The sequence below is a fragment of the Capnocytophaga sp. oral taxon 903 genome (assembly GCF_013394785.1).
Taxonomy (GTDB): domain Bacteria; phylum Bacteroidota; class Bacteroidia; order Flavobacteriales; family Flavobacteriaceae; genus Capnocytophaga; species Capnocytophaga ochracea.
Genome location: NZ_JABXYW010000002.1, coordinates 463,832 through 489,951 on the forward strand (window position 1 = coordinate 463,832; position 26,120 = coordinate 489,951).

Annotated in this window: 21 protein-coding genes; 14 read left to right on the forward strand and 7 right to left on the reverse strand. The window is 40.4% G+C overall.

Annotation, left to right across the window (positions count from 1 at the left end):
- The first annotated feature begins 3 nt into the window (after positions 1–3).
- From thrA to metF, 3 genes are read left to right on the forward strand one after another with little or no spacing between them, the layout of a single operon-like run.
- Positions 4–2,418 (forward strand): bifunctional aspartate kinase/homoserine dehydrogenase I, encoded by a 2,415-nt coding sequence (thrA, locus tag HW279_RS01905; protein WP_178957753.1) that lies wholly within the window; start codon positions 4–6, stop codon positions 2,416–2,418.
- A gap of 32 nt (positions 2,419–2,450) precedes the next feature.
- A complete protein-coding gene (locus HW279_RS01910; RefSeq protein ID WP_178957754.1) occupies positions 2,451–3,044 on the forward strand; it encodes a GrpB family protein in 594 nt (197 codons plus the stop codon).
- Positions 3,022–3,975, forward strand: coding sequence for a methylenetetrahydrofolate reductase [NAD(P)H] (gene metF, locus HW279_RS01915; RefSeq protein WP_178957755.1), 954 nt, complete (start codon positions 3,022–3,024; stop codon positions 3,973–3,975). The genes HW279_RS01910 and metF overlap by 23 nt, the downstream gene beginning before the upstream one ends.
- A 35-nt stretch (positions 3,976–4,010) precedes the next feature.
- Here the strand turns inward: metF and yihA are convergent, their stop codons facing one another.
- The 5 genes from yihA to HW279_RS01940 form a co-directional block, all read right to left on the reverse strand.
- A complete protein-coding gene (gene yihA, locus HW279_RS01920) occupies positions 4,011–4,616 on the reverse strand; it encodes a ribosome biogenesis GTP-binding protein YihA/YsxC (RefSeq protein WP_178957756.1) in 606 nt (201 codons plus the stop codon).
- The gene (locus HW279_RS01925) at positions 4,613–5,377 is read right to left on the reverse strand and encodes an alpha/beta fold hydrolase (protein WP_048746249.1); all 765 of its coding nucleotides are present in this window, start codon (positions 5,375–5,377) and stop codon (positions 4,613–4,615) included. Before HW279_RS01925 ends, yihA begins: the two co-directional genes overlap by 4 nt.
- A gap of 213 nt (positions 5,378–5,590) precedes the next feature.
- The gene (locus HW279_RS01930) at positions 5,591–5,947 is read right to left on the reverse strand and encodes a hypothetical protein (RefSeq protein WP_178957757.1); all 357 of its coding nucleotides are present in this window, start codon (positions 5,945–5,947) and stop codon (positions 5,591–5,593) included.
- Positions 5,948–6,127: 180 nt separating this feature from the next.
- Positions 6,128–6,769: a pyridoxamine 5'-phosphate oxidase gene (gene pdxH / locus HW279_RS01935; protein ID WP_015781734.1), complete on the reverse strand. Its 642-nt coding sequence runs from the start codon at positions 6,767–6,769 to the stop codon at positions 6,128–6,130.
- 225 nt (positions 6,770–6,994) lie between these two features.
- On the reverse strand, positions 6,995–9,112 hold the full coding sequence (locus tag HW279_RS01940) for a peptidylprolyl isomerase (RefSeq protein WP_178957758.1): 2,118 nt from the start codon (positions 9,110–9,112) through the stop codon (positions 6,995–6,997).
- 894 nt (positions 9,113–10,006) lie between these two features.
- Here HW279_RS01940 and HW279_RS01945 point away from each other — a divergent pair.
- The 8 genes from HW279_RS01945 to rpoB all read left to right on the forward strand — a co-directional run bounded on the left by HW279_RS01945 (position 10,007) and on the right by rpoB (position 18,603).
- On the forward strand, positions 10,007–11,389 hold the full coding sequence (locus HW279_RS01945; RefSeq protein ID WP_178957759.1) for a leucine-rich repeat domain-containing protein: 1,383 nt from the start codon (positions 10,007–10,009) through the stop codon (positions 11,387–11,389).
- Between the two features lie 266 nt (positions 11,390–11,655).
- Positions 11,656–11,841, forward strand: coding sequence for a preprotein translocase subunit SecE (gene secE, locus HW279_RS01950; RefSeq protein ID WP_002673667.1), 186 nt, complete (start codon positions 11,656–11,658; stop codon positions 11,839–11,841).
- An 11-nt stretch (positions 11,842–11,852) separates the two neighbouring features.
- Entirely contained in the window at positions 11,853–12,404 is a 552-nt protein-coding gene (gene nusG, locus HW279_RS01955) for a transcription termination/antitermination protein NusG (protein ID WP_002673668.1), read from the forward strand.
- A gap of 48 nt (positions 12,405–12,452) precedes the next feature.
- Entirely contained in the window at positions 12,453–12,890 is a 438-nt protein-coding gene (gene rplK, locus HW279_RS01960) for a 50S ribosomal protein L11 (protein ID WP_002673669.1), read from the forward strand.
- A 12-nt stretch (positions 12,891–12,902) separates the two neighbouring features.
- Positions 12,903–13,592, forward strand: coding sequence for a 50S ribosomal protein L1 (gene rplA / locus HW279_RS01965; protein WP_178957760.1), 690 nt, complete (start codon positions 12,903–12,905; stop codon positions 13,590–13,592).
- Between the two features lie 22 nt (positions 13,593–13,614).
- A complete protein-coding gene (gene rplJ / locus HW279_RS01970; RefSeq protein WP_002673671.1) occupies positions 13,615–14,130 on the forward strand; it encodes a 50S ribosomal protein L10 in 516 nt (171 codons plus the stop codon).
- Between the two features lie 51 nt (positions 14,131–14,181).
- On the forward strand, positions 14,182–14,565 hold the full coding sequence (gene rplL, locus HW279_RS01975; protein WP_002673673.1) for a 50S ribosomal protein L7/L12: 384 nt from the start codon (positions 14,182–14,184) through the stop codon (positions 14,563–14,565).
- A gap of 228 nt (positions 14,566–14,793) precedes the next feature.
- A complete protein-coding gene (rpoB, locus tag HW279_RS01980; RefSeq protein WP_178957761.1) occupies positions 14,794–18,603 on the forward strand; it encodes a DNA-directed RNA polymerase subunit beta in 3,810 nt (1,269 codons plus the stop codon).
- A 122-nt stretch (positions 18,604–18,725) separates the two neighbouring features.
- On the opposite strand, the gene HW279_RS01985 is transcribed toward rpoB, so the two are convergent.
- Together HW279_RS01985 and HW279_RS01990 are read right to left on the reverse strand one after the other, a co-directional pair.
- The gene (locus tag HW279_RS01985) at positions 18,726–19,325 is read right to left on the reverse strand and encodes a PD-(D/E)XK nuclease family protein (protein ID WP_178957762.1); all 600 of its coding nucleotides are present in this window, start codon (positions 19,323–19,325) and stop codon (positions 18,726–18,728) included.
- A gap of 14 nt (positions 19,326–19,339) precedes the next feature.
- Complete coding sequence (locus tag HW279_RS01990; protein ID WP_178957763.1) at positions 19,340–19,696, reverse strand: RHS repeat domain-containing protein; 357 nt, start codon at positions 19,694–19,696, stop codon at positions 19,340–19,342.
- Positions 19,697–20,759: 1,063 nt separating this feature from the next.
- On the opposite strand from HW279_RS01990, the gene rpoC reads away from it, so the two are divergent.
- The 3 genes from rpoC (at position 20,760) to HW279_RS02005 (ending at position 26,119) form a co-directional block, all read left to right on the forward strand.
- Entirely contained in the window at positions 20,760–25,046 is a 4,287-nt protein-coding gene (rpoC, locus tag HW279_RS01995; RefSeq protein WP_009421992.1) for a DNA-directed RNA polymerase subunit beta', read from the forward strand.
- 3 nt (positions 25,047–25,049) lie between these two features.
- Positions 25,050–25,361, forward strand: a complete 312-nt coding sequence (locus HW279_RS02000; protein ID WP_009418481.1) for a DUF3467 domain-containing protein — start codon at positions 25,050–25,052, stop codon at positions 25,359–25,361.
- 425 nt (positions 25,362–25,786) lie between these two features.
- Positions 25,787–26,119, forward strand: coding sequence for a PadR family transcriptional regulator (locus HW279_RS02005; protein ID WP_002673691.1), 333 nt, complete (start codon positions 25,787–25,789; stop codon positions 26,117–26,119).
- Position 26,120: the final 1 nt, after the last annotated feature.

The window sequence follows — 26,120 nt, forward strand, 5'->3', positions numbered from 1 at the left end:
CAAATGAAGATATTAAAATTTGGTGGAAAATCACTTGCCAATGACGGCATTGAAAAGGTACTCAGTATCATTGCTGGGCTTGCTAAAACTGAACCTATATCAGTAGTAGTTTCAGCACGAGGCAACACTACCGATGAATTAGAGGCTTTGCTCGAAAAAGCGAGTAAAGGCGAGGATTATACTGCCGACTTTCAACAACTGAAAGACGAACAACAGTATAACGATAGTGTGTCGTTTGAGCCTGAATTTCAGTTGCTCGAAAAACTCCTTGAAGGCGTTTCGCTACTGAAAGACTACAGCCCTAAGACCAAAGATTTGGTATTGGCACAAGGTGAACTGATGTCGGCTAAGCTCGTGGTAGCACTACTCCAGCGCAAGGGCTTGGAAAGTACCTTTGTAGATAGTCGTGAAATCTTCAAAACCGATGCTGTGGTAGGCAATGCACAAATTATCAACTCAATATCCGAAAAACTCACTCGCGACCGCTTTGCAACCATTCCTCCTAATTGTGTGGCAGTGGTTACGGGCTTTATCGCTTCCACTGAAAAAGGCGACACTACTACCTTAGGACGCAATGGCAGTAACTATTCGGCTGCCCTTTTGGCTAACTACCTCAACGCTTCCGAACTGCAAAACTACACCCACGTCGATGGTATCTTCACTGCCAATCCTGAGTTAGTACCCGAAGCCAAAATTATACGTCATCTTTCTTACGAAGAAGCCAATGAGTTAGCTAACTTTGGAGCTTCTATTCTCCACGCTAAAACCATTATCCCACTCATTGAAAAAGGCATTCCGTTGCGTATCAAAAACACTTTTAACAGTGAAGACGCCGGCACGCTCATTCACCAAGAAAGCGTGCAAGAGGGCATCAAATCGATTTCGGTAATTAAAGACAATGCCCTTATCGTGATGGAAGGTCGTGGACTCTTGGGCAAAGTGGGCGTAGATGCTCGTATTTTTAAAGCCCTCGCACAAAAAGGTATCAGTGTGAGTATCATCTCACAAGGTTCATCGGAGCGCGGAGTAGGCTTGGTAGTAGCTTCTAAAGATGCTAAACTTGCCAAAGCTGCTATAGACGAGGAATTCTCACACGATTTCTACACCAATGATGTGAGCAGTGTGAGCATCGTAGAAGATGTAGCCGTAATTTCTATCGTAGGGCAACCGCTTGCTACTTTTCATCACCCTTATAACGCACTGATACGCAACCAAATCGTTCCTTTGCTCATCAACAATGCCGTAACGGGTAGAAATGTGAGTTTGGTACTCAAAACCGAAAAACTCCACAAGGCATTGAACGTAATTCACGGTGAAATCTTTGGGGTTTCACGCCGTATCAACTTGGTAATCTTTGGTAAAGGAACCGTAGGTGCTACCCTCATCGACCAAGTGATTGCTGCACACGACAATATACTCCATCGCAAGAACATCAGTTTGCGTATCGTTGCTATCGCTAATTCACAACAACTGCTCACCAATGCAAAAGGAATTAATAACAATTGGCGCTCTACCTTCGATAAAGAAGCCGTGCCTTATAGCTTCGACACTCTGCAAGTCTTTGTAGATAAAAATCACTTAGAGAACCTCATCGCAGTAGATGTAACTGCCAGCAAAACCTTTGTAGACAACTATATTCCACTTATCAAGAGCGGTTACGACTTGGTTTCAGCTAATAAAATAGCAAATACTATTTCGTTTGGTTTCTACCAAGAACTGCGTAAAACCCTCAAACAACACCAAAAAACTTATCTCTACGAAACCAATGTAGGGGCAGGCTTACCACTGATAGACACTATTCGCCTCTTGCACCATTCGGGCGAGAACATCACTCGCATCAAGGGAATTTTCTCAGGAACGCTCAGCTATCTGTTCAACACCTTTTCAGCAGAAAACAAGCCGTTTAGCGAGGTGCTCCAGCACGCTATCAACAGTGGTTATACGGAACCCGACCCTCGTGAAGACCTTTGTGGTAATGATGTAGGTCGCAAACTGCTCATTTTAGCCCGCGAACTCGATTTAGGTAATGAGTTCACCGATGTGAAGATACAAAACCTTATCCCCGAACATTTGAGAGAAGGCTCAGTGCAAGACTTTTTGCAACGTTTAGACGAGTTCAATGCGCCTTATCAGCAAATCAAAGAAGCTCAAGCCCCTGACCACGTACTGCGTTATGTAGGCGACCTTCACGGCGACTTAGCTTCTACCGAAACGGTACAGTTAGATGTATCGCTCGTATCGGTTCCGCGCAACAGTGCCCTCGGTCAGGTAAAAGGTGCCGACTCTATTTTTGAGATTTACACCGAATCTTACGGCGATAACCCTATCGTGATACAAGGAGCAGGAGCAGGCGCTTCGGTAACCGCACGCGGGGTATTTGGCGACATTTTAAGATTAGCAGAGAAGAGTAGGTTTTAGGCATCAGGTTTCAGGTTTTAGGTGTTAGGACTATGAATCAAGAAGAAAATCCTTTGTTACAAATGTCGTTGCAGGAATTGTGGCAACTGTTCCCTATCAATCTTACGCCGCACAACCCGTTGTGGAAAGAATGGTATGAGGAAGAACGCTGTTTCCTTTTAAAACAATTACCCTCTAACGAAATAATACGACTAAGCCATATAGGCAGTACCGCTGTGGAAGGGATACAAGCCAAACCTATTGTAGATATGCTATTGGAAGTGAAGAAAGACAGTTCATTTCAGAAGCTAAAAGAAGTCATTTTACAATCAGGTTATCTATGTATGAATGAAACAAGCGATAGAATTTCTTTTAATAAAGGCTATACTATTAATGGCTTTGCAGAACGTGTATTTCACTTGCACTTGCGTTATGAAGGCGATAATGACGAACTCTATTTTCGCGATGAACTGCAAGCACACCCATCGGTAGCCAAAGACTATGAAACGCTTAAATTATCACTTTGGAAGCCTTTTGAGCACGACAGAGATGCTTATACCGCTCACAAAACAGACTTTGTGAAACAATATACACTGATAGCAAAAGAAGAATTTAAAGGAAAATATGAAAATAACAGACCATATTAAGAATGCCAAAGGAAAAACACTCTTCTCCTTTGAAGTAGTACCTCCTAAAAAGGGAAATAATATTGAAGAACTTTACCAAAACATAGACCCCCTAATGGAGTTCAATCCTCCGTTTATAGATGTAACTACCTCACGCGAGGAGTATTATTACATTGAACACCCTAATGGGCTATTGGAAAAGAAAGTAACCCGTATGCGCCCTGGTACGGTGGGTATTTGTGCGGCTATTCAGCATAAATACAAGGTAGATACAGTACCTCACGTACTTTGCGGTGGTTTTTCAAAAGAAGAAACTGAGTACCTATTGGTAGATTGCCTCTACTTAGGTATTGACAACATAATGGCACTGCGCGGCGATGCGATGAAAGAACAACGCTACTTTCAGCCTACTGAGGGCGGACATACTTACGCTACCGAACTCGTTACTCAAATCAGTAATTTGAACAAAGGGATTTACCTCAACGGTATTGCTGCCGACCATAAGGCTAATTTCTGCATAGGAGTAGCAGGATATCCTGAAAAACACATTGAAGCTCCCTCACTCACCTCGGACTTGGCGCGCCTTAAAGAAAAGGTAGATGCCGGTGCCGACTATGTGGTAACACAAATGTTTTTTGACAATCAGAAGTATTTTGAGTTTGTAGAGAAAGCCAAAGAAGCGGGCATCAATGTGCCTATCATACCAGGGATTAAACCTATTGCTATTAAAAAGCACCTCAACCTTCTGTCACAAGCCTTTAAAATAGATTTTCCCGAAGAGCTCATCAAAGCTGTGGAATCTTGCAAGAACAATAATGAGGTAAAACAAGTGGGTATAGAGTGGGCAATTCAGCAGAGCAAAGAGCTCAAAGCCGCTGGGGTACCTGTTTTGCACTACTATTCAATGGGAAAATCGGATAATATCGTGAAAGTAATATCAGAAGTATTTTAATTAGATAAGAGATAAGAGGTAAGAAATCCTACTTTTTATCTCTTATTTTTTATTTCTTCATTAATTTGTTCGATGTAATGGGTTAGTTCTTCTTTGCCGGTTTTGTTTTCGGCTGAAGTGATGAAGTAAGGAGGAAATTCTTCCCAAGTTTCGAGAAGTACTTGTTGATAAGCAGCTATATTGCGCTCAATTACCAAAGGTTTGAGTTTATCAGCTTTGGTGAAGACAATAGCAAACGGAATGCCGTGTTCGCCTAACCATTGCATAAACTCTACATCTATCTTCTGAGGTTCGTGGCGCACATCTACTAATACAAATGCACATACCAATTGTTGTCGTTCCTCAAAATATTTAGTAATAAATTGCTGAAATACCTTTTTAGTTTCTTTGGACACTCTTGCATACCCATAACCAGGGAGGTCTACTAAAAACCAACTATTGTCTATTTTGAAGTGATTGATGAGTTGGGTTTTTCCTGGACGACCAGAAGTTTTAGCCAAATTCTTGTGATTGGTAAGCATATTGATGAGCGACGATTTCCCAACATTAGAACGCCCTATAAAAGCATATTCAGGTAAGTTTTCCTTGGGACACTTACTCACCTGAGAGTTACTCATCACAAATTCAGCTTTTTTTATCATCTTACCTCCTTATTTTCAAGCCACTTATTTAAAATCTCATTGAACTGTTGAGGGTGCTCCATCATTGGGGCGTGACCACATTTGTCTATCCAATGCAGTTCGGAATTAGGCAATAGTTCGTGGAATTCTTCAGCGACTTTAGGAGGGGTTACATTGTCGTTTTTACCCCAGATAAGGCAAGTAGGGGTTTCCATTTTAGGCAAATCCTTTGCCATATTATTGCGGATAGCACTTTTGGCAAGTGCCAAAGTTTTGATAAGTTTAGAACGATCGGAGATATTAGCAAATACCTCATCTACAATTTCTTTAGTAGCTACGGCAGGGTCGTAGAACACTTCTTCGCATTTCTTTTTGATGAAATCGTAATCACCACGACGTGGATAGCCATCGCTCATTGCTTTTTCGTATAGCCCAGAACTACCTGTGAGCACTAATCCGAGTACGTTTTTAGGGTGCATTTTAGCATAAAGCAAGCCTACGTGTCCACCAAGCGAATTGCCGAGCAGGATTACTTTTTCAAACTTCTTGTGTTTGATAAATTTCTGTATATATTTAGCCAATGTTTTCACTGAAGTTGTGAGCAAAGGCATAGAGAAGAGAGGCAGTTCGGGGACTACCACTTTATATTTGCTGGAAAAAAAAGAAACTACTTCTTCAAAGTTACTAAGCCCCCCCATCAAGCCGTGTAAGATAATGATAGGAGTGCCCTCACCTTTTTCGATGTATGAAAATTTACCTTCTTTTTTTACTTCTACTGTCATTGGTTTTTATCAAAAAGTTTTTTGAGCTACAAAGGTAATATTTTTATTTCTATTTACGTGCAGGAAAGTGAAAATATTTTTTACTCTCTCTTCTTATTATTAACGCAAATAGTTATTTATTAAGCAAATACAATAAAATATCACATCGTACAACAATGTTTTTTCCAATGTGAAAAATAAGAAATAGTTACAAATTAGCAAATTAACCAAAGGTTATTGTAACTTATGTATGAGTTCTTGTAAATGAGTATTTCTTCTGAAAGAATATTCTTTGCTACTACGATTGAGGTATTTTATAATATCAGCGGTTTTCTGGAGGGTAGCTTTATCATCGAAAAAAAACAATAGTTCTGAGATGATTTCTAAGGTATCTTCACTATTTTTATAGGCTAAAAGTATTGTTTCAGTAGGAGTATTGATGAAATAAGTAAGTGTGTGTGGAGTATATTTTTCGGCTAAGTAGTCCAAATATTTGAGTTGCTCTTCTTTTGCGGGCTTTTTGCTCAATAGTGCGGTGAGCTCTTCAAAGAAAAGGTTTATTTGCCGTTTGAGGTAATCTTTCTCTATCATAGGATTTAGGTGTTAGTTTTTAGTCTTTAACTTTTGGAAAGGAGACGTCAATAGTTGCTAATTTTATGTTGTATTATTATGGCGCGAGCTACAAGCTCACGCCAGCGGAGAAAACATTCATAAATAATTGATAATTCAACTTTGCCTAAATTTGAAACTTTGGGAAAGTGTGCGACTCTTTCACGGTGCTAATCGCTCTAATTTCCAATCGTAGTCTTCAGTAAGAGTGTAACGCAGGCGGTCGTGTAGACGATTAGGGCGTCCTTGCCAAAATTCAAGGCTTTGTGGTCGGACTAAGAAACCTCCCCAATGCTCAGGACGAGGTACTTCTTTGCCCTCGTATTGTTTTTCTAATGCGTGCAGGTGCTCTTCGAGGTATTCTCTTGAAGGGATTACTTCGCTTTGTGGCGATACTATTGCCCCTAACTGACTGCCCAAAGGGCGTGACTCAAAATAACCGTCGGAGGTATTGGCAGGGACTTTTTCAGCAATACCTTTGATGATGATTTGCCTTTCGAGAGAGGGCCAGAAAAAAGATAAACACAAGTGAGGATTGGCGAGAATGGCTTTCCCTTTTTCGCTGTTGTAATTGGTGTAGAAAATAAAGCCTTCGTAAGTGTACTGTTTGAGGAGTACTACGCGGGTCTTTGGGTAACCATCGAGCCCTATGGTACTTACTGACATCGCATTAGCTTCGTCTACACTGTTGCTCTCATCGGCTTCGTAGAACCAGGTTTGAAAGAGCTGCATAGGATTCTCAGGAGCATCGCTTTCTAAAAGAGCACGCTTGTCGTAGGTTTTTCGGTAGTTGCTTAAATCCATTTGTTTAGGTAAAAGATAAAGAGTAAAAGGTAAAAGGTAAAAGGTTGGCGGTGCAAAGATAAAAAATAATTAGCAAACTTGAAAATTAGAATGGGCACGAGCTACAAGCTCGCGCCAGCTGAGATTAACAAATTAGCAAATTTGAAAATTACTAAATGTAAGAAAAAAGGAGTTAAAGAACATACATCTTTAACTCCTTTTTTCTATTTTCCTAATTTCTATTTACTAATAGAAAAGGCTTAGGTTTTCTTTAATGGTGGCGGTGCTTTCCAATGATTTGAGAATACCTTGAGCAGCACGGTCGGTGCGGAGTTTCTCAACAGTTTCAGCATAGGTTTTATAGTTGTCCAATGCAGGAGCTACGGTAGCTGAGGTGAGCTGGATTACGTATACCGCATTTTCGCCGTCGATAGGTTTAGAAAGCTGACCTTGTTTAAGACCGAAGGCTGCACCTACTACTTTAGGTTCACGCCCTTCGCCTATGATAGTTGGGTTTTTCATTATAAGGTTGGCAGCGCTTTTCACTTCGGTTTTGTTAGCTGAAGCGATAGCTTCGAGGCTATTGCCTTTGGCTTTCTCTTTTAAGATAGCGGCTTTTTTCTCGCGAATGAGAATTGGTTTTACTATAGGAGCAGCATCTTGTACTGAGCTAATACCTTCTTCGCCTTGTTTTACCAATTGGGCTACAATATAGTTACCACCACTGGTGAATTTCTTGATATCGCCTATTTTAGTATCCTTTTGGAACAACCATTGTACGATAGAGCGGTTAGAGCCCAAGCCTATAATTTGGTCGTCGTTCTTATGTAGGTTATCGGCACGGAGCACTGAAAGTTCACTTTTCTTAGCGATATTAGCAAACTCTTTGGGATTTTGAGCTGCCTTCATTTCGAAATTGGTTACCTTAGAGAAAAGAGAGTTGATAGTCGCTTCGGAAGGGTCTACTTTACGGCTGATAGTAGCGATGTTCACTGCTTCGGCTTTATCAGTTACTTTTACTACGTGGAAGCCAAAATCGGTTTCTACTAACCCGATAGTACCTACAGCATTGTTGAAAGCAAATTCTTCAAAAGGTTTTACCATAGCGCCTTTGGAGAAGAACCCGAGATCGCCTGCACTGTAAACAGCTCCTGGTTCTTCGGAATTTTCACGAGCGAGTTGCGCAAAATCAGCACCTGCTGTTTTGGCTTGAGCTAAAAGCTCTTCGGCTTTTGCCTTAGCTTCTTCCTTAGTACGGGTAGTATTAGGCGTAGCTGCCTGACTGCCGGCGTAGGCTATAAGAATATGGCTTGCTTTCACAGCACCGCCTGGTTGTTTGGCAATCATACGGCTGAGTTTGAGACTTCCATCTTCTTGATAAGGACCGAACACTTTGCCTACCGGAAGGTTAAAAAGAGTATCGGCGTAAGAAGAACGAAGATTGTCTTTATTTACAAAAGTGCTATCGTAAGGCACATCGGAATGACGGTCTACGAAATCTTTGATATTTTTTGTTTTAGCAAAGCCTGCAATAGTATCGTTTTTATTGGTTTTGCTGTTAAACACTACTTCGGGTTGCAAAAGCTTGAGTAGGCTTTCTTTTTCGGTTTCAATATCGGTTTGCGATGGTTTTTCACTCACGACTATATATTGGATATTGCGATAAGCCTCTTGCTTAAATTGTTTTTCGTGTTTCTTGATATAATCTTGTATCTCGCTATCGGTTACCTTTACGCTTTTATCATCGATAGAGCTGTATTGCAAGGCTACATAGCTGATATCGGCGAGGTCTTTTTCTTGATGGTATTCCATTTCGGCTTCGGTATTGGTAACGCCAAGACCTGCGCGGATAAGGCTGAAATACATTCGCTGTTTAGCATCTTCGATAATAGCATCTTCTTGCATTTTCCACTGAGCATAGGCTTGTGGATTGGTGTTTTTGAGGGTTGCCAAATAGTTGGTGAATTTATTTGCGTCGAACACTCCGTACTCATTCACAAACTGAGGGTTTTGAGCGAGCGGTGTTTTAGCAAGAATTGCCAAAATCTGGTCTTTTTCTACACTGAGACCTAATTTTTCGATTTGTTGGTTGAGTAGGATTTGTTGGACGTTTTGTTCCCAGACGTATTTAGCGACTTCGATGCTAGATACTTGTCCGTTAGCTTGACGGGTAGCATTTTCGACTTGCTGACGGAATGCATCGATAGGTACATCTTCGCCATTTACGCTACCTATTTCGTTAGGGTTATGGTTGCTAAAGCGCCCTTTACCTATGAAGTCGGAGATGATGAAAGCGAAGAGGGCGAGCCCAATAATCGCAATAAGGAATACGGTTTTACTTCTAATCTTTTCGAGTACTGCCATTGTTTATAAATCGTTTATAAAAGTATAAATTTGTATTGGTGTTATTAATCAAACGGCAAAAGTAATGCTTTTTGTGGAAATGCAAAAATAATTCTGAAAATTATTTAAGTAAAAGGTAAAAGGTAAAAGGTAAAAGGCTGTTGATTAAATGGTTAGTGGTTAATGGTTAGTGGTTAATTGATAAATTAGAAAATGAGGGAATGAGAAAATTAGAAAATTTGAGAATTAGAAAATGAGGTGCGAGCTTGAGTTAAGAGGAATGAGGCTGTGCCTCAGAAATTAAACAAAATCAAGGCTACGCCTTGTGAAATGGGGAGAGAGGTTAGTCGGAGTTTTCGGAGAAACTCGAAGAGACTCTGAGCTATCGGAAGGAAACGAAAAAGTTCGGAAGTGAGTCGGGAGGGGTTTTGGTGAAAAAAGTGTGTAAGAAGGGTGGGGTTAGCTTATAGAGAGCTTATAGGAAGCTTATACGAATCTTGGACGATTGGTATAGGAAGGGTGTATAAGCAATTGATTCATAGCACAATACAACAAGGTTAAAAATGGTAAAAAGAGGGTTTCGAGGCGAAAGAAAGAGAAATAGGTGATAGGCCTTAGGCCATAGGCACTAGGGGGAGTGTGACGGAAAAGAGAAGGGATAATTAGAAAATTAGCAAATTTGAAAATGAGAAAATGGGGTGGTGCGAGTCGCACGGACAGTTAAATTAGGAATTTTGAAAATGAGAAAATGGGGTGGTGTGGGGTCTTAGGCCATAGGTAATATTGACGAAGGGAATATGAGAGCATAACGCGACTGGTAATTTAATTAGCATATTTGAAAATTAGAGAATTAGAAGATGTGTTTGTGAGTTCTGCTAAAAATATGTACTTTTGCCCCCTAAAAACATCAGAATAATGACTACCGCTATCTACAAATACTTCTTTTTGGGGTTTCTCTTTTTAAGTCAGTTTATCTTTGCACAAAAGGGATTGGAGGCGCTTATCATCAGTGATGGGGTACTGCTGAAATGCGACAACAGTAAGTTGCCCCGCGATGGAAGCATCGAACTGCCTCGCACTGTAAACAGAATTGCCAAAGAAGTCTTTAAAGACTGTCTTCCACTGAAATCTATCAGCATTGCGGGAACGGTAACTACTATTGAAGAGGGGGCTTTCTCGGGCTGTACTAACCTTACGAAAGTGGAAATATTGCCTAATTCGGTAACCTACATAGGAGCTCGTGCTTTTGCGAATTGTACTAAACTGTTGATGATATATCTGCCTAATTCGGTTACTAATATAGGGGAAGAAGCGTTTAGAGGATGTTCTTCACTGAAAAAGATAGAGATTCCGGAAAATGTGAATGAGTTGGGCAATCGGGCTTTTATGGATTGTTCGGGCTTGCAACAGGTGAATTTTCTCGGCGAAAAACTATCGGTGATTTCTTCACAACTCTTCTACCAATGCAAGCAGTTACAGAAGACGGTGCTCCCTGAAAGCGTGAAAAATATAAGAAGTAGTGCTTTTGCGTACTGCGAAAACCTCTCTTCGGTAACATTTCCTAAGCAATTAGAAAGTATAGGTGACGATGCTTTTGAGTATTGCAGACGATTGATAAGCATTGATATCCCTGATAGTGTAGTGTTTGTAGGGGCAAGTGCTTTCAATAGTTGTAGCAGTTTGATGAAGGTGAAACTGCCTTACGGGTTGCGCCATATCCTAAACGATACTTTTTTGGACTGTACGAGTCTTACTGCTGTTGTGATTCCGGATACGGTAGAGAAAATCAATATACAGGCTTTTAAGAATTGTAGTTCGCTAGTGCGGGTGCAGATGCCTTTGGCACTTACCAATATTTATTACGCAGCTTTCTACGGCTGTAAGAGTTTGCAATACATTGATTTGCCTGATGAGGTAAAATATATAGGAGGTTTTGCTTTTGGTGAATGCCAGAATATACAAACGGTAGAACTACCCAAAGCGGTAACTGTAATTGCTTCGAAGGTATTTTACAACTGCACAAACCTCACAGAGGTGAAACTATCGAAGTTTACGACTTCAATAGGGGTGCAGGCGTTTTACGGTTGCGCGAATTTAAAAGAGCTGAATTTGCCGAGCTCCATAGAAAAAATAGATTTAGGAGCCTTTGAGAATAGTGGACTTATGGAATTACACAGTAAAGCTACAACACCTCCTATTATAAATAAAATAGGCTACCGCGGTAAAGTGGTAGTGCCACATAGGTCACTAAGTTTATACAGAGAAGCGGTAGGGTGGAAAGATTGTGCTTTGGAATAGTGGGAGGGAAAGGTAAAAGGTAAAAGATAAAAGGTAAAGCCAGCGAGGGCTCACAGCTGGGTATGTGAGTAAAAGATAATGAGGTGGACGGGAATGGTAAAAGATAGGAGATAATAAGGTGAGAGGTAAAAGAATGAGGTAGGGAAGAATAAATATTAAAAAAATAATGTGAAAAGTTTGGCGGATTGAAAAATTCGCCGTACTTTTGCCACCCAAAAGCGCACATAAATAGGCGTAATATTACTCACTTATAACACTAATAAGTTATGATTCAATACATTAAAGAGTCTTATGAAGAGCTAACGAACCACGTTACGTGGCCTACTATTTCGGACGCACAGAGAGAAATGGTGGTAGTAGTGGTGTTTTCCATTTTATTTTCATTGGTAATTTGGGGAATGGATTCTTCATTTGAATACCTTATAGGTAAGTATTTTGAATTTATGAAATAAAAACAGCGAGGATGTCTGGATTAATAGAAAAAAAATGGTATGTAATTAAAACCGTTACCGGTCAGGAGAACAAAATAAAGAACTACATAGAGAACGAGACCTCACGATTGGGGTATGCGGACTATGTGGAAGAAGTATTAGTGCCTACTGAAAAGGTGGTTCAGGTGCGCAATGGCAAGAAGACCACTAAGGATAGGGTTCATATGCCCGGTTATGTAATGGTGAAAGTTCACTTAGCAGGTGAGGTAGTGCATATCATTAAGTCTATCCCAGGAGTAGTAGGTTTTTTGAGTGAAACCAAAGGAGGCGACCCGCTACCCTTGCGCAAAGCTGATGTAAGCCGTATGCTCGGTCAGGTAGATGAATTGGCTGAGACGGTAGAGACGGTAGCGATTCCGTTTGAAGTAGGTGAAATGGTGAAACTTATAGATGGACCTTTCAACGGCTTTAATGCTACCATAGAGCGCGTGAATGAAGAGAAGCGCAAACTTGAGGTGATGGTAAAAATCTTTGGACGCAAAACGCCATTAGAGTTAAGCTACACTCAAGTAGAGAAATTGTAACAAAGCCCTCGTAAAAGAGGCATTTAAATAAATTATTAATTATAAACAATGGCAAAAGAAGTTAGTAAAGTAGTTAAACTACAAGCTCGGGGAGGTCAAGCGAATCCTTCGCCACCAATTGGACCCGCATTAGGTGCTGCCGGTGTTAATATTATGGAGTTCTGCAAGCAGTTCAACGCACGTACGCAGGACAAACAAGGAAAAGTGCTTCCTGTGGTTATCACCGTATACAAGGACAAGTCATTCGACTTTGTTATCAAGACTGCGCCTGCTGCTGTTCAGCTGTTGGAAGCCGCTAAGGTTAAAGGAGGTTCCGGAGAGCCAAACCGTAAGAAAGTAGCAAGTATCACTTGGGAACAAGTGAGAGCAATTGCAGAAGACAAAATGCCGGATTTGAGTGCATTTACAATTGAATCTGCAATGAGTATGGTTGCTGGTACGGCACGTTCAATGGGTATTACAGTAACTGGAGAAAAACCTTTTTAATCGCAAAGCAATATGGCAAAATTAACAAAGAAACACAAAGAAGCTCTTGCAAAAGTTGATAGAAACAAACTCTATTCATTAAAAGAGGCTTCAGTATTACTCAAAGAAATCACTTACACTAAATTTGATGCTTCTGTGGACATTGCAGTGCGTTTAGGGGTAGACCCACGTAAAGCAAACCAAATGGTGCGAGGCGTAGTTACGCTTCCTCACGGAACAGGTAAAGACGTGCGAGTGCTTGCCTTAGTAACTCCAGAGAAAGAAGCAGAAGCTAAAGCTGCTGGAGCTGATTATGTAGGGCTTGATGAATATCTGCAAAAGATAAAAGATGGCTGGACAGATGTAGACGTAATCGTTACTATGCCAGCAGTAATGGGTAAGTTAGGTCCTTTAGGACGTGTATTGGGTCCTCGAGGCTTAATGCCAAACCCTAAAACTGGTACTGTTACTATGGAAATCGGAAAAGCTGTACAAGAAGTAAAGTCTGGTAAAATCGACTTCCGCGTAGACAAAACAGGTATCGTTCACGCCTCTATCGGTAAAATATCCTTCACTGCCGATAAGATTGTAGACAACGCCAATGAGTTAATTCAAACATTAATAAAGATGAAACCTACTGCCGCTAAAGGTGCGTATATGAAATCGATTTATCTTTCATCTACTATGAGCCCAAGTATTGCAGTAGATACTAAAACAGTTTAATTTGTAGTTAAAAACCGAAATTATGACAAGAGAAGAAAAATCATTAGTAATAGATAATTTAACTGCACAGTTAGCTGAGAGTAATGTTATTTATGTAACAGATTTAACTGGTTTGAATGCTCAGGACACAAGCGCATTGCGTCGTGCTTGTTTCAAAGCAAATATCAAATTGGCAGTTGTAAAGAACACTTTGCTTGCCAAAGCAATGGAAGTTTCAGAAAAAGAGTTTGGTGAATTGCCAACTATTCTTAAAGGAAATACCTCATTGATGTATGCTGAAGTAGGGAATGCTCCTGCTAAGCTCATTAAAGAGTTCCGCAAGAAATCAGAGAAACCTATCTTGAAAGGGGCATATGTAGATGCAGCTGTATTTATCGGCGACAATCAATTAGACGCCTTATCAGCTCTCAAATCTAAGAACGAAGTTATTGGTGAAATCATTGGCTTGCTCCAATCACCTGCCAAGAACGTTGTTTCAGCTCTTAAATCAGGAGGAGGTAAATTGGCTGGTATCATCAAGACCTTATCTGAAAAATAAAACTAAACGCACAAAATTATTTTTAAACAATTAAACAAAAACGATAGAAAAATGGCAGATTTAAAAAAATTCGCAGAACAATTAGTAAACTTAACCGTTAAAGAAGTAAACGAGCTTGCACAAATCTTGAAAGATGAGTACGGCATTGAGCCAGCAGCTGCAGCAGTAGCAGTAGCAGCTGGAGGTGCAGTAGCCGGAGGTGCAGCAGAAGCTGGTGCTGAAAAAACAGAATTTGATGTATTCTTGAAATCAGCAGGTGCTAACAAATTAGCGGTTGTTAAATTAGTAAAAGACTTAACTGGTCTTGGACTAAAAGAAGCTAAAGAAGTAGTAGACGGCGCTCCTTCAAAAGTAAAAGAAGGTGTTTCTAAAGAAGAAGCTGAAGGGCTTAAAAAATCTTTAGAAGAAGCTGGCGCAGAAGTAGAATTGAAATAATTTTACTTATAAACCCTATAAGGTTTAGGTCTTTTTCAGTAGGAATTAGACCTAAACCATTTTGTAATTTAAGGCAACAATACAACAACGATATTATGGCAAGAGATTTGTGCCATATGAACTTTAAAAAAGTTTAGGACTTTGACAAAGTCTTAACTATGACAAACTCACGACTAACGACTAACGACTTACTACTAACGATTAAACAATAATATTAAAGTAAAGAAAATGCTTACGAATCAAACCGCAAGAGTGAATTTTGCTTCCGTGAAACACGTTCCTGAATATCCTGACTTCTTGGATATTCAAATCAAATCGTTTCAAGAGTTCTTTCAGATGGAGACCAAATCGGAAGACCGAGTGCACGAGGGATTGTATCATACCTTTAAAGAGAACTTTCCTATATCGGACACTCGCAACCAATTCGTATTGGAGTTTCTCGACTATTTCGTAGACCCTCCTCGCTACACTATCCAAGAATGTATAGAACGCGGTCTTACCTATAGTGTGCCTCTGAAAGCCCGATTAAAGCTTTATTGTACTGACCCCGAGCACGAAGATTTTGAAACTATCGTACAAGACGTTTATTTGGGGACAATCCCTTATATGACGGCAAGCGGAACATTCGTTATCAACGGAGCTGAGCGTGTAGTAGTATCGCAGTTACACCGTTCACCAGGGGTATTCTTCGGTCAGTCGTTTCACGCTAATGGTACTAAACTCTACTCCGCACGTATCATTCCTTTCAAAGGTTCGTGGATTGAGTTTGCTACCGATATCAACAACGTGATGTATGCCTATATCGACCGTAAGAAGAAACTTCCTGTAACAACACTTTTCCGTGCGATTGGGTTTGAACGCGATAAAGATATATTGGAAATATTCGACCTTGCAGAAGAAATAAAGGTTTCTAAAACAGGGCTTAAAAAATACATCGGTCGTCGTTTGGCTGCCCGTGTGCTCAACACTTGGCACGAAGACTTCGTAGATGAAGATACCGGAGAGGTAGTATCTATTGAGCGTAATGAGATTATCCTCGACCGCGATACTGTACTCGACGAAGATAACATTCAAGAAATCTTAGAAGCTGATGTAAAGACCATTCTTCTCCACAAAGAAGATAGTCAGGCTACTGATTATACCATTATCCACAATACTTTACAAAAAGACCCTACCAACTCTGAGAAAGAAGCGGTGGAACACATTTACCGACAGTTGCGTAATGCTGAACCACCCGATGAGGAAACTGCTCGCGGTATTATCGACAAGCTATTCTTCTCAGACCAACGTTACAACTTGGGAGACGTAGGGCGTTACCGTATCAACAAAAAATTGGGATTGGATACCCCTATGGAAAAGCAAGTGCTTACCAAAGAGGATATCATCACCATCGTGAAATACTTGATTGAGCTCATCAACTCTAAAGCAGAGGTAGATGATATCGACCACTTGTCTAACCGCCGTGTACGCACAGTAGGAGAGCAATTGGCAGCTCAATTTGGCGTAGGTCTTTCTCGTATGTCGCGCACTATTCGCGAACGTATGAACGTACGTGACAACGAGGTATTTACTCCTATTGATTTGATCAATGCGAAGACCCTTTCGTCTGTGATTAACTCGTTCTTTGGTACGAACCAATTATCTCAGTTTATGGATCAAACGAATCCATTGGCTGAGATTACCCACAAACGCCGTTTGTCTGCCTTAGGACCTGGAGGTTTGTCACGTGAGCGTGCGGGATTTGAGGTGCGAGACGTACACTATACTCACTACGGGCGTTTGTGTCCTATTGAAACCCCAGAAGGACCAAATATCGGTTTGATATCTTCGTTGGCGGTATTCTCGAAGGTAAACGGTATGGGCTTTATAGAAACCCCTTATCACAAAGTTACTAATGGTAAGGTAGATCTTAAAGATATGACCTACCTCACTGCCGAAGACGAAGAAGGACTCAAAATTGGTATGGCTAATATCGCATTAGACGATAAAGCTAATATTACTGAGGAAAAAGTGGTTGTAAAAGAAGATGGTGACTTCCCTGTAATTGAACCTAATGAGGTGCAATATATAGACGTTGCTCCTAACCAAATCGCTTCTATTTCGGCTTCCCTTATTCCGTTCTTGGAACACGACGACGCGAACCGTGCGTTAATGGGCTCGAATATGATGCGTCAAGCAGTACCTTTGTTAAGACCTGAAGCGCCTATCGTAGGAACAGGTTTGGAACGCCGTGTAGCTTCAGATGCCCGTGTGCTTATGAACGCAGAGGGTGATGGTACCGTTGATTATGTAGATGCTGATAAAATCATTATCACTTATGACCGTACTGATGAACAAAAATTGGTAAGCTTTGATGCTGATGAAACAGTATATAACCTTATCAAATTCCAAAAAACAAACCAAGGCACTTGTATCAACCTAAAACCGATAGTTGAAAAAGGTGAGAGAGTGAAAAAAGGTCAGGTGCTGTGTGAAGGTTATGCTACTGAAAACGGAGAGTTAGCACTCGGTCGTAATATGAAGGTAGCGTTTATGCCTTGGAAAGGTTATAACTTTGAGGACGCGATTGTGATTTCGGAACGCGCTGTACGCGAGGATTTATTTACTTCTATCCATATTGATGAATACGCTTTGGAAGTGCGTGATACTAAATTGGGAGCTGAAGAGCTTACCAATGATATCCCTAACGTATCGGAAGATGCGACCAAAGATTTGGACGAATACGGTATGATTCGCATTGGAGCAGAAGTACGCCCAGGGGATATTCTTATCGGTAAGATTACTCCTAAAGGAGAATCAGACCCTACCCCTGAAGAGAAACTCCTCCGTGCTATCTTTGGTGATAAAGCGGGCGATGTGAAAGACGCTTCTCTAAAAGCTTCACCTTCACTTTACGGGGTGGTTATCGACAAGAAATTGTTCTCACGTGCGGTAAAAGACAAGCGCAAACGCAGTAAAGATAAAGAAGACGTAGCACAATTAGAAGCTGATTACAACGCTAAGTTTGAAGCTCTTCGCTCTAAATTATTGGAAAAATTATATAGCTTGGTAGCTGAAAAGACTTCGGAAGGAGTAGTGAACGACCTCGGTGAAGAAATAGTGCCTAAAGGTAAGAAATATACTAAGAAAGTGCTTGAAGGCATTGAGGATTATGCACACCTTACTTCTGCAGGTTGGACTGACGATAAGCACATCAACGGTCTTATAGACGACCTTTTGCACAACTATCGCATTCGTGAAAATGACCTACAAGGAGGATTACGTCGCGATAAATTCACTATTGCTGTTGGTGACGAATTGCCTGCAGGTATCCTCAAATTAGCTAAGATTTATGTGGCTAAGAAACGTAAGCTAAAAGTAGGGGATAAGATGGCAGGTCGTCACGGTAACAAGGGTATCGTAGCACGTATCGTTCGCGATGAGGATATGCCTTTCCTTGAAGACGGAACTCCGGTAGACATCGTGTTGAACCCACTTGGGGTACCTTCACGTATGAACATCGGTCAGATATACGAAACTGTATTGGGTTGGGCAGGACAAAAACTCGGCAAGAAGTTTGCAACTCCTATCTTCGATGGAGCATCGCTTGAGCAAATCAACGAGCTTACCGATGAAGCAGGCGTACCGCGTTTCGGTCATACTTACCTATACGATGGTGGTACCGGCGAACGTTTCGACCAAAAAGCAACCGTAGGTGTGATTTATATGATTAAGCTCGGACATATGATTGACGATAAGATGCACGCACGTTCTATCGGTCCGTACTCACTCATCACCCAACAACCATTGGGAGGTAAAGCCCAATTTGGTGGTCAGCGTTTTGGAGAGATGGAGGTATGGGCATTGGAGGCTTATGGAGCTTCTAGTACCTTACGCGAAATCTTAACTGTAAAATCCGACGACGTAGTAGGTCGTGCAAAAACTTACGAAGCGATTGTAAAAGGTGAGACAATGCCAGAACCAGGCTTACCAGAATCGTTCAACGTATTGATGCACGAGCTTAAAGGTCTTGGATTGGATATTAGACTTGAAGAATAATGATTAATTATTAACGGTTAATGGTTAATAATTAATTGTTGAAATTATAATAAAATTCCAAACTATTGAATATTCAGTAGTTTGGAATTTTTGTTTTTATAGGAGTTAGGGAAAAGGGATGATTATCCCCAAGTACTTAACCAAAATTCATCAAAAAGGGCATTATCTGTCCAATCCCATTCTTTCCCCTTTCTTGCTGAGTTAAATACCTCATCCATAGTATAAGCTCTATAGCTTGCTGAGATACATTCTTCTTTTTCCCAATCGCTCAGTTCACCTTTGCAAGAAAAAAATACGTATTCACAGTTGAATTCTGTATCTTTATAGTATTGCTCAAAAGTTTCTTTATAGTTATGCAATTGGTTGTTATGAATAGAAGTATAAACTTTATTTTCAAGAAGGAGTGCGTACTTTTCTTCCTTTTGTGCTTCGTTGTTAAACAAATAAAACTCTGCACGGAGGTCTATGTTTTTCCATTGCAACCAAGTTTTTACTTGTTCAACTTTGTAGTTATTTAGTTTCTCAGCATCACCAAAAAGCAGTACAGAAGTTATACTTTTGCAGTATTCTTCCATTTTAGGGTTACGATAATCTCTTTCTTTGTTAGTAATGCAACGAAGTGTCCAAGATAAAAAGAAGTCTACCAAACTTTCTTTTTTGCTTGTATTTTTCTCATCGTGCATAAAGAACGATTTTGTTTGGGGCATTCTGTTTTTTTCCATTTTCATATAATTTTTTAATAATATTCTATGCTTCTTTCGATGAGAATTTTATTTTGACACTTTTCTACCCAATTACCTTTTTCGTCGTATTTATAAGTAATTTTATCTCCTCCATTAGAAACTTCTTCTATAAGATTGTCCTTATGGTCATACTTATAAAAAGTTTTGTTACCATCTGAGGTTGTTTGTTCTACAAGATTATTACTCTCATTGTACTTGTAGATAGCTTCTGTTCTTTCTAACACAGAATTTGTATGGTAGACTTGGATTTTCTTAATCAAATTATTACTGTCATCATAGTTATAAAAGTAATCTATATCACCCAATCTTCTTTCTTCTACTATTCTACCTTGTGAATCATATTTTTTCATTTCACCATCTGAAGAGTTTTCTTCTATTAGATTCCCATTTTCATATTTGTAGTTATAAGTACGTACTATATCTATAGGTATCTTTTCTATCTCAAAGTCTCCACCTTCAGAATAATAAAACCCTTTTAAAGTTTCTTTGACAAGTTTATCTTTATCATCATATTTTTATGATAGGAAAATGTAACGCAAAACGCTAATATTTCTTATGTCTTTAAATTATTCTTGGTTATCTAATTTTGGTGTATAGTTACAGCAAATTTTTGTACTATGCAAGTTTTTAACATTATTTTTTTAAGTATCTTTTATAAAATAATGTAAATCAATAATATTTTAGATTTTTATTAATTAGCAAATGTGTTAATTATTTTCTATTTTTGTTGCTTAAAGTTTAAACACAAATTATTAACAATTGAAGATTTTATCGAAGAAGATTGAGAGATTCGGAAGGAAACGGAAAAGTTCGGAAGAGGGGAGGAAGGGTTTTTGATGAAAAAAGGCTGTAAGTAGGGTGTGGTTAGCTTATAGAGAGCTTATAGGAAGCTTATACGAATCTTGGACGATTGATATAGGAAGGGTATATAAGTAATTGATTCATAATGTAATACAACAATGCCAAAAATACCAAAAATGGGGTTTCGAGGCGAAAGAAAGAGGAAGTAATGACGAGAGACGAATGACGAATGACGAGGGAAGAGGGACGAAAAAAGGGGAATGTGGCGGCTGAAAAGAGAAGAAACGACGAGTGACCAGGGACGAATGACGAAGGTAATACGAAGGAGATTTCAACTTTGAGAAAGGGCATAGCACGACAAGCAAATTAGAAACTTTGGCAAAGGCTGTAGCAGGACAGACGTGCAGAAACTTTGAAAGTGTAAAAGTTTAAGACTTTGAGAAAGTTTATGCTACTAACTATCAACCTCTTAAAATATTCTTCTAAAAATATTACGAAAAAATAATTGCTATTTTAAAAAATAGTTGTACTTTTGCACGATATTTTGTAAATAGGCTTCGTGGGGAGACCTCTATGAAGCCCGATAAATTTATTATATTCACCATAAATAATATGGCAAGAGAAAAAAATACAGCTGTTCCTAAATTTGATAAGATTTCGATTGGTTTGGCCTCTCCTGAATCTATCTTAGCCGTTTCACGCGGTGAGGTTACTAAACCTGAAACTATCAACTATCGTACTCACAAACCTGAACGCGACGGGTTGTTTTGTGAGCGTATTTTTGGTCCTGTAAAGGACTATGAATGTGCTTGTGGTAAATACAAACGCATTCGTTATAAAGGCATCGTCTGCGACCGTTGTGGCGTGGAAGTAACCGAGAAAAAAGTACGCCGCGAAAGAGTAGGACATATCAACCTTGTGGTGCCTATCGCTCACATTTGGTATTTCCGCTCATTACCTAACAAAATAGGTTATTTGTTAGGGCTTCCTTCGAAAAAGTTGGATATGATTATCTACTACGAGCGCTATGTAGTTATCCAACCAGGTATTGCCAAAGGACCAGAAGGTGAAGATTTACAATACTTAGACTTCCTTTCAGAAGAAGAATATCTCGCTATTACTGAGAGTCTTCCTGCTGATAACCAATATTTAGAAGATACTGACCCTAATAAGTTTATCGCTAAAATGGGGGCTGAGTGTCTTCTTGAACTCTTAGAACGTTTGGATTTAGACGCTCTTTCTTACGACTTGCGTCACAAAGCTAATAACGAAAGTTCTAAACAACGCAAAACTGAAGCTCTTAAACGCTTACAAGTGGTAGAGGCGTTCCGCGAATCTCAAAGAAACCGCGAGAACAAACCTGAATGGATGATAATGAAGGTGATTCCTGTGATTCCGCCTGAATTGCGCCCGTTAGTACCACTCGATGGGGGACGTTTTGCGACTTCCGACCTTAACGATCTTTACAGACGTGTGATTATTCGCAATAACCGTCTAAAACGCTTGATGGAAATCAAAGCGCCTGATGTGATTTTGCGCAATGAGAAACGTATGCTTCAAGAGTCGGTAGATTCACTTTTCGACAACACACGTAAATCATCAGCTGTAAAAACAGAGTCTAATCGTCCGCTTAAATCACTTTCTGATTCATTGAAAGGTAAGCAAGGGCGCTTCCGTCAGAACCTCCTCGGTAAACGTGTAGACTATTCAGCACGTTCGGTAATTGTGGTAGGTCCTGAACTCAAAATGTACGAATGTGGTTTGCCAAAGAATATGGCAGCCGAACTCTATAAGCCGTTTGTAATACGTAAGCTCATTGAGCGCGGTATTGTGAAAACGGTGAAATCAGCTAAGAAAATCATTGACAAGAAAGAGCCCGTAGTATGGGATATCTTGGAGAATGTAATTAAAGGTCACCCTGTACTACTGAACCGTGCTCCTACTTTGCACCGTTTGGGTATTCAGGCATTCCAACCTAAGCTTATCGAAGGGAAAGCAATACAGTTGCACCCACTTGTATGTACAGCGTTCAATGCCGACTTTGACGGTGACCAAATGGCGGTGCACTTGCCATTAGGTCCTGAGGCTATCTTAGAGGCACAACTCTTGATGTTGGCTTCACACAATATCCTCAACCCTGCGAATGGTTCGCCTATTACTGTACCTTCACAAGATATGGTCTTGGGGCTTTACTACATCACCAAAGGTCGTAAGTCTACCCCTGAACATCCTATTAAAGGGGAAGGCTCAGTTTTTTATTCAGCAGAAGAAGTGAATATCGCTTATAACGAAGGAAAGCTCAGCTTAAACGCCTTTATTAAAGTGAAAGTGCGTGACCTCGACGAAAATGGCAATGTGTATTACCCCGTAGTAGAAACAACCACTGGACGTGTGCTCTTCAATGAGCTTGTGCCTTTGGAAGTAGGCTACATCAACGAGGTACTTACCAAAAAATCATTGCGTGATATCATCGGTCGTATCCTCAAAGCTACTAGCATTCCTGTAACGGGAGACTTCCTTGACAAAATCAAGAATATGGGATACCGTTTTGCCTTTAAAGGCGGATTGTCGTTCAGTTTAGGGGATATCATCATTCCGCAAGAAAAAGCTGATATGATAGCCGAAGCTAACGGACTCGTAGATGGTATTATGATGAACTATAATATGGGGCTCATCACCAACAACGAACGTTATAATCAGGTGATTGACGTGTGGACATCTACCAATGCGCAACTTACTGAATTGGCGATGAAACGCATCAGTACAGACCAACAAGGGTTCAACTCAGTGTATATGATGCTCGACTCGGGAGCGCGTGGTTCTAAGGAGCAAATTCGTCAGCTTACCGGTATGCGTGGTTTGATGGCAAAACCTAAGAAATCGAGCGTAGGGGGTGGTGAAATTATCGAGAATCCTATCTTGTCAAACTTTAAAGAAGGTCTATCTATCCTTGAATACTTTATCTCTACCCACGGTGCCCGTAAAGGTCTTGCCGATACTGCTTTGAAAACAGCCGATGCGGGTTACTTAACTCGTCGTTTGGTAGACGTTTCGCAAGACGTGATTATTAATACAGAAGACTGTGGAACCTTGCGTGGGGTGGAAGTGCGTGCGCTCAAAAAGAACGAGGAAGTAGTAGAAACTCTTGGCGAGCGCGTTTTAGGACGTGTGTCGCTCCACGATGTATACAATCCTCTCACCGAAGAACTTATTGTGGGTGCTGGTGAAGAAATTACTGAAAAAATAGTAGATAAAATAGAAGCTGCTCCTATCGATATGATAGAAGTACGCTCGGCACTTACCTGTGAAGCAAAACACGGTATTTGTGCAAAATGTTACGGTCGCAACCTTTCTACCGGACGTATGGTACAGAAAGGGGAAGCCGTAGGGGTAGTTGCTGCCCAGTCTATCGGTGAACCAGGTACCCAGCTTACCTTGCGTACCTTCCACGCAGGTGGGGTTGCGGGTAACGTATCAGAAGAAAATAAAACTGAAGCCCGTTTTGACGGTGTATTAGAGATAGAAGACTTACGCGTAGTTCGTGGTAAAGACAACGAACAAAACCCTGTGGACGTAGTAGTGCGTTCATCTGAGCTCCGCGTGCTTGACCCTACTACCAAAATGGTACTTCAAACACACGATATCCCTTATGGAGCGCATATCTTTGTAAAAGACAAAGAAGAGGTGAAAAAAGGAACTTTACTCTTCCAGTGGGATCCCTATAATGCGGTAATCATCTCGGAATACTCTGGTAAAATCGCTTATGAAGATATCGAACAGGGAGTTACTTACCAAGTGGAAATAGACGAGCAAACAGGCTTCCAAGAAAAAGTGATTGTAGAATCGCGTAACAAGAAGTTGATTCCTACCTTGCTCATCACTGATAAGAATGGTGAGACGCTCCGCTCTTACAACTTGCCTGTGGGTGCTCACATTATGGTGGACAACAACAGCAAGATTGAAGAAGGTAAGGTGCTTGTTAAAATACCGCGTAGCTCTGCCAAAGCTGGGGATATTACAGGAGGTCTTCCTCGTGTTACCGAGCTCTTCGAAGCACGTAACCCATCGAACCCTGCCATCGTATCCGAAATAGACGGGGTAGTATCGTTCGGTAAAATCAAACGCGGTAATAAAGAGGTAATCGTTACCTCACGCTCGGGCGAAGAACGCAAATACTTGGTGAAATTATCGAGTCAAATCTTGGTACAAGAAAACGACTTTGTACGTGCAGGTAAACCACTTTCCGACGGCTCTGTAACACCTGATGATATCTTGCGTATTAAAGGACCATCGGCAGTACAACAGTATTTAGTAAACGAAGTACAAGAGGTATATCGCTTGCAAGGGGTGAAAATTAACGATAAACACTTTGAGGTTATCGTCCGCCAGATGATGCGTAAAGTGGAAATCCAAGACCCAGGTGATACTCTTTACCTCGAAGGTCAGTTGGTTCACAAAGACGACTTTATCGAAGAAAACGACCGCTTGTTTGGTAAGAAAGTAGTAGAAGATGCCGGAGATTCTGAAAACTTAAAAGCCGGACAGATAGTGAGCTTACGTGAATTGCGCGATGAGAACTCTCTGCTCAAACGCTCCGATAAGAACTTGGTAATCGCTCGCGATGTGATTCCTGCTACTGCTATGCCAGTGCTACAAGGTATCACTCGTGCATCGCTACAAACCAAATCGTTTATCTCAGCAGCTTCTTTCCAAGAAACTACGAAGGTATTAAATGAAGCAGCGGTAAGTGGTAAGGTAGACTTCCTCGACGGTTTGAAAGAAAATGTAATCGTAGGTCACCGTATACCAGCAGGTACTGGACTTAAAGAATACGAGAAAATCATCGTAGGCTCTAAAGCCGATTTAGAACCTGTGGTAGAAAAGAAAAAATCGAGATAACCAATGGACGAAGTAGAAGAAAAAGAAGGACAGTTGAGCATTGAGCTCGACGACAAGGTTGCCAAGGGAGTATACTCTAACTTAGCAATTATCAACCACTCGTCTACCGAGTTTGTAGTCGATTTTGTGAGTGTAATGCCAGGGATGCCCAAAGGGAAGGTGCGCAGTCGCATTATCCTTACCCCTGAGCACGCCAAACGCCTGCTATTCGCCTTAGATGATAATATCCAGAAGTTTGAACAAGCCAATGGCACTATCACCAATAGCGACGACCGTCACGCCATTCCTCTCTTTGGTGTAACCGGACAAGCCTAATTTAATTACAAATAATCATAACTTTGCCAAAGATGTTAACCGCCTATGCGGCTCACACCTTTGGCAATTTTTTATTACACTTTCTTCAAAAGCAATTCCTTTTTTAGCTTTTTACCTTTTATCGCCCTACTAAACTTATTTTTAATGTCGTTTTTCTTCACTCTCTACCTCTCTCATACATAGTGCATTATACACTCTTCCTATACCAATCGTCCAAGCTTCCTATAAGCTCTCTATAAGCTCCCCATACCCAAAATACATCTCTACCACCAAAAAAATATATCTTTTTCTTACCTTTTCTTTCTATCAATAAATCAGCGACTTAAGTATTTCTAATACAAAAATATTGATTATTTCTGGTACTATGCATTGCATAATACTTATTTTTGTCGTATCTTTGCCCCGAATTTAAAAACATCAAAACTATGGAAGAATTTAATGTCGAAAAAACAAGAACACAAATGCGCAAAGGCATCTTAGAAATGTGTATTCTTTCCATTATTGACAAAAACAAAGAAGCTTATGTTTCCGACCTGATTGAGGCGCTCAAAACAGCTGATATGATAGTGGTCGAAGGAACGTTATACCCTTTGCTTACCCGATTGAAAAACAGCGGGCTACTTACCTATCAATGGAAAGAATCTACTTCGGGTCCTCCTCGTAAATACTACATACTAACCGAATCAGGCAGACGCTTCTTAAACGAAACCGTAAAAGCCTGGCGTGATTTACAAACAATGATTGATAAAATTATTTAAA

What these genes read in the sequence shown, in the direction of transcription:
- thrA (WP_178957753.1), top strand. Translation starts at nt 4, where the DNA reads ATGAAGATATTAAAATTTGGTGGAAAATCACTTGCCAATGACGGCATT.
- HW279_RS01910 (WP_178957754.1), top strand. Translation starts at nt 2,451, where the DNA reads ATGAATCAAGAAGAAAATCCTTTGTTACAAATGTCGTTGCAGGAATTG.
- metF (WP_178957755.1), top strand. Translation starts at nt 3,022, where the DNA reads ATGAAAATAACAGACCATATTAAGAATGCCAAAGGAAAAACACTCTTC.
- yihA (WP_178957756.1), bottom strand. Translation starts at nt 4,616, where the DNA reads ATGATAAAAAAAGCTGAATTTGTGATGAGTAACTCTCAGGTGAGTAAG.
- HW279_RS01925 (WP_048746249.1), bottom strand. Translation starts at nt 5,377, where the DNA reads ATGACAGTAGAAGTAAAAAAAGAAGGTAAATTTTCATACATCGAAAAA.
- HW279_RS01930 (WP_178957757.1), bottom strand. Translation starts at nt 5,947, where the DNA reads ATGATAGAGAAAGATTACCTCAAACGGCAAATAAACCTTTTCTTTGAA.
- pdxH (WP_015781734.1), bottom strand. Translation starts at nt 6,769, where the DNA reads ATGGATTTAAGCAACTACCGAAAAACCTACGACAAGCGTGCTCTTTTA.
- HW279_RS01940 (WP_178957758.1), bottom strand. Translation starts at nt 9,112, where the DNA reads ATGGCAGTACTCGAAAAGATTAGAAGTAAAACCGTATTCCTTATTGCG.
- HW279_RS01945 (WP_178957759.1), top strand. Translation starts at nt 10,007, where the DNA reads ATGACTACCGCTATCTACAAATACTTCTTTTTGGGGTTTCTCTTTTTA.
- secE (WP_002673667.1), top strand. Translation starts at nt 11,656, where the DNA reads ATGATTCAATACATTAAAGAGTCTTATGAAGAGCTAACGAACCACGTT.
- nusG (WP_002673668.1), top strand. Translation starts at nt 11,853, where the DNA reads ATGTCTGGATTAATAGAAAAAAAATGGTATGTAATTAAAACCGTTACC.
- rplK (WP_002673669.1), top strand. Translation starts at nt 12,453, where the DNA reads ATGGCAAAAGAAGTTAGTAAAGTAGTTAAACTACAAGCTCGGGGAGGT.
- rplA (WP_178957760.1), top strand. Translation starts at nt 12,903, where the DNA reads ATGGCAAAATTAACAAAGAAACACAAAGAAGCTCTTGCAAAAGTTGAT.
- rplJ (WP_002673671.1), top strand. Translation starts at nt 13,615, where the DNA reads ATGACAAGAGAAGAAAAATCATTAGTAATAGATAATTTAACTGCACAG.
- rplL (WP_002673673.1), top strand. Translation starts at nt 14,182, where the DNA reads ATGGCAGATTTAAAAAAATTCGCAGAACAATTAGTAAACTTAACCGTT.
- rpoB (WP_178957761.1), top strand. Translation starts at nt 14,794, where the DNA reads ATGCTTACGAATCAAACCGCAAGAGTGAATTTTGCTTCCGTGAAACAC.
- HW279_RS01985 (WP_178957762.1), bottom strand. Translation starts at nt 19,325, where the DNA reads ATGGAAAAAAACAGAATGCCCCAAACAAAATCGTTCTTTATGCACGAT.
- HW279_RS01990 (WP_178957763.1), bottom strand. Translation starts at nt 19,696, where the DNA reads ATGAAAAAATATGATTCACAAGGTAGAATAGTAGAAGAAAGAAGATTG.
- rpoC (WP_009421992.1), top strand. Translation starts at nt 20,760, where the DNA reads ATGGCAAGAGAAAAAAATACAGCTGTTCCTAAATTTGATAAGATTTCG.
- HW279_RS02000 (WP_009418481.1), top strand. Translation starts at nt 25,050, where the DNA reads ATGGACGAAGTAGAAGAAAAAGAAGGACAGTTGAGCATTGAGCTCGAC.
- HW279_RS02005 (WP_002673691.1), top strand. Translation starts at nt 25,787, where the DNA reads ATGGAAGAATTTAATGTCGAAAAAACAAGAACACAAATGCGCAAAGGC.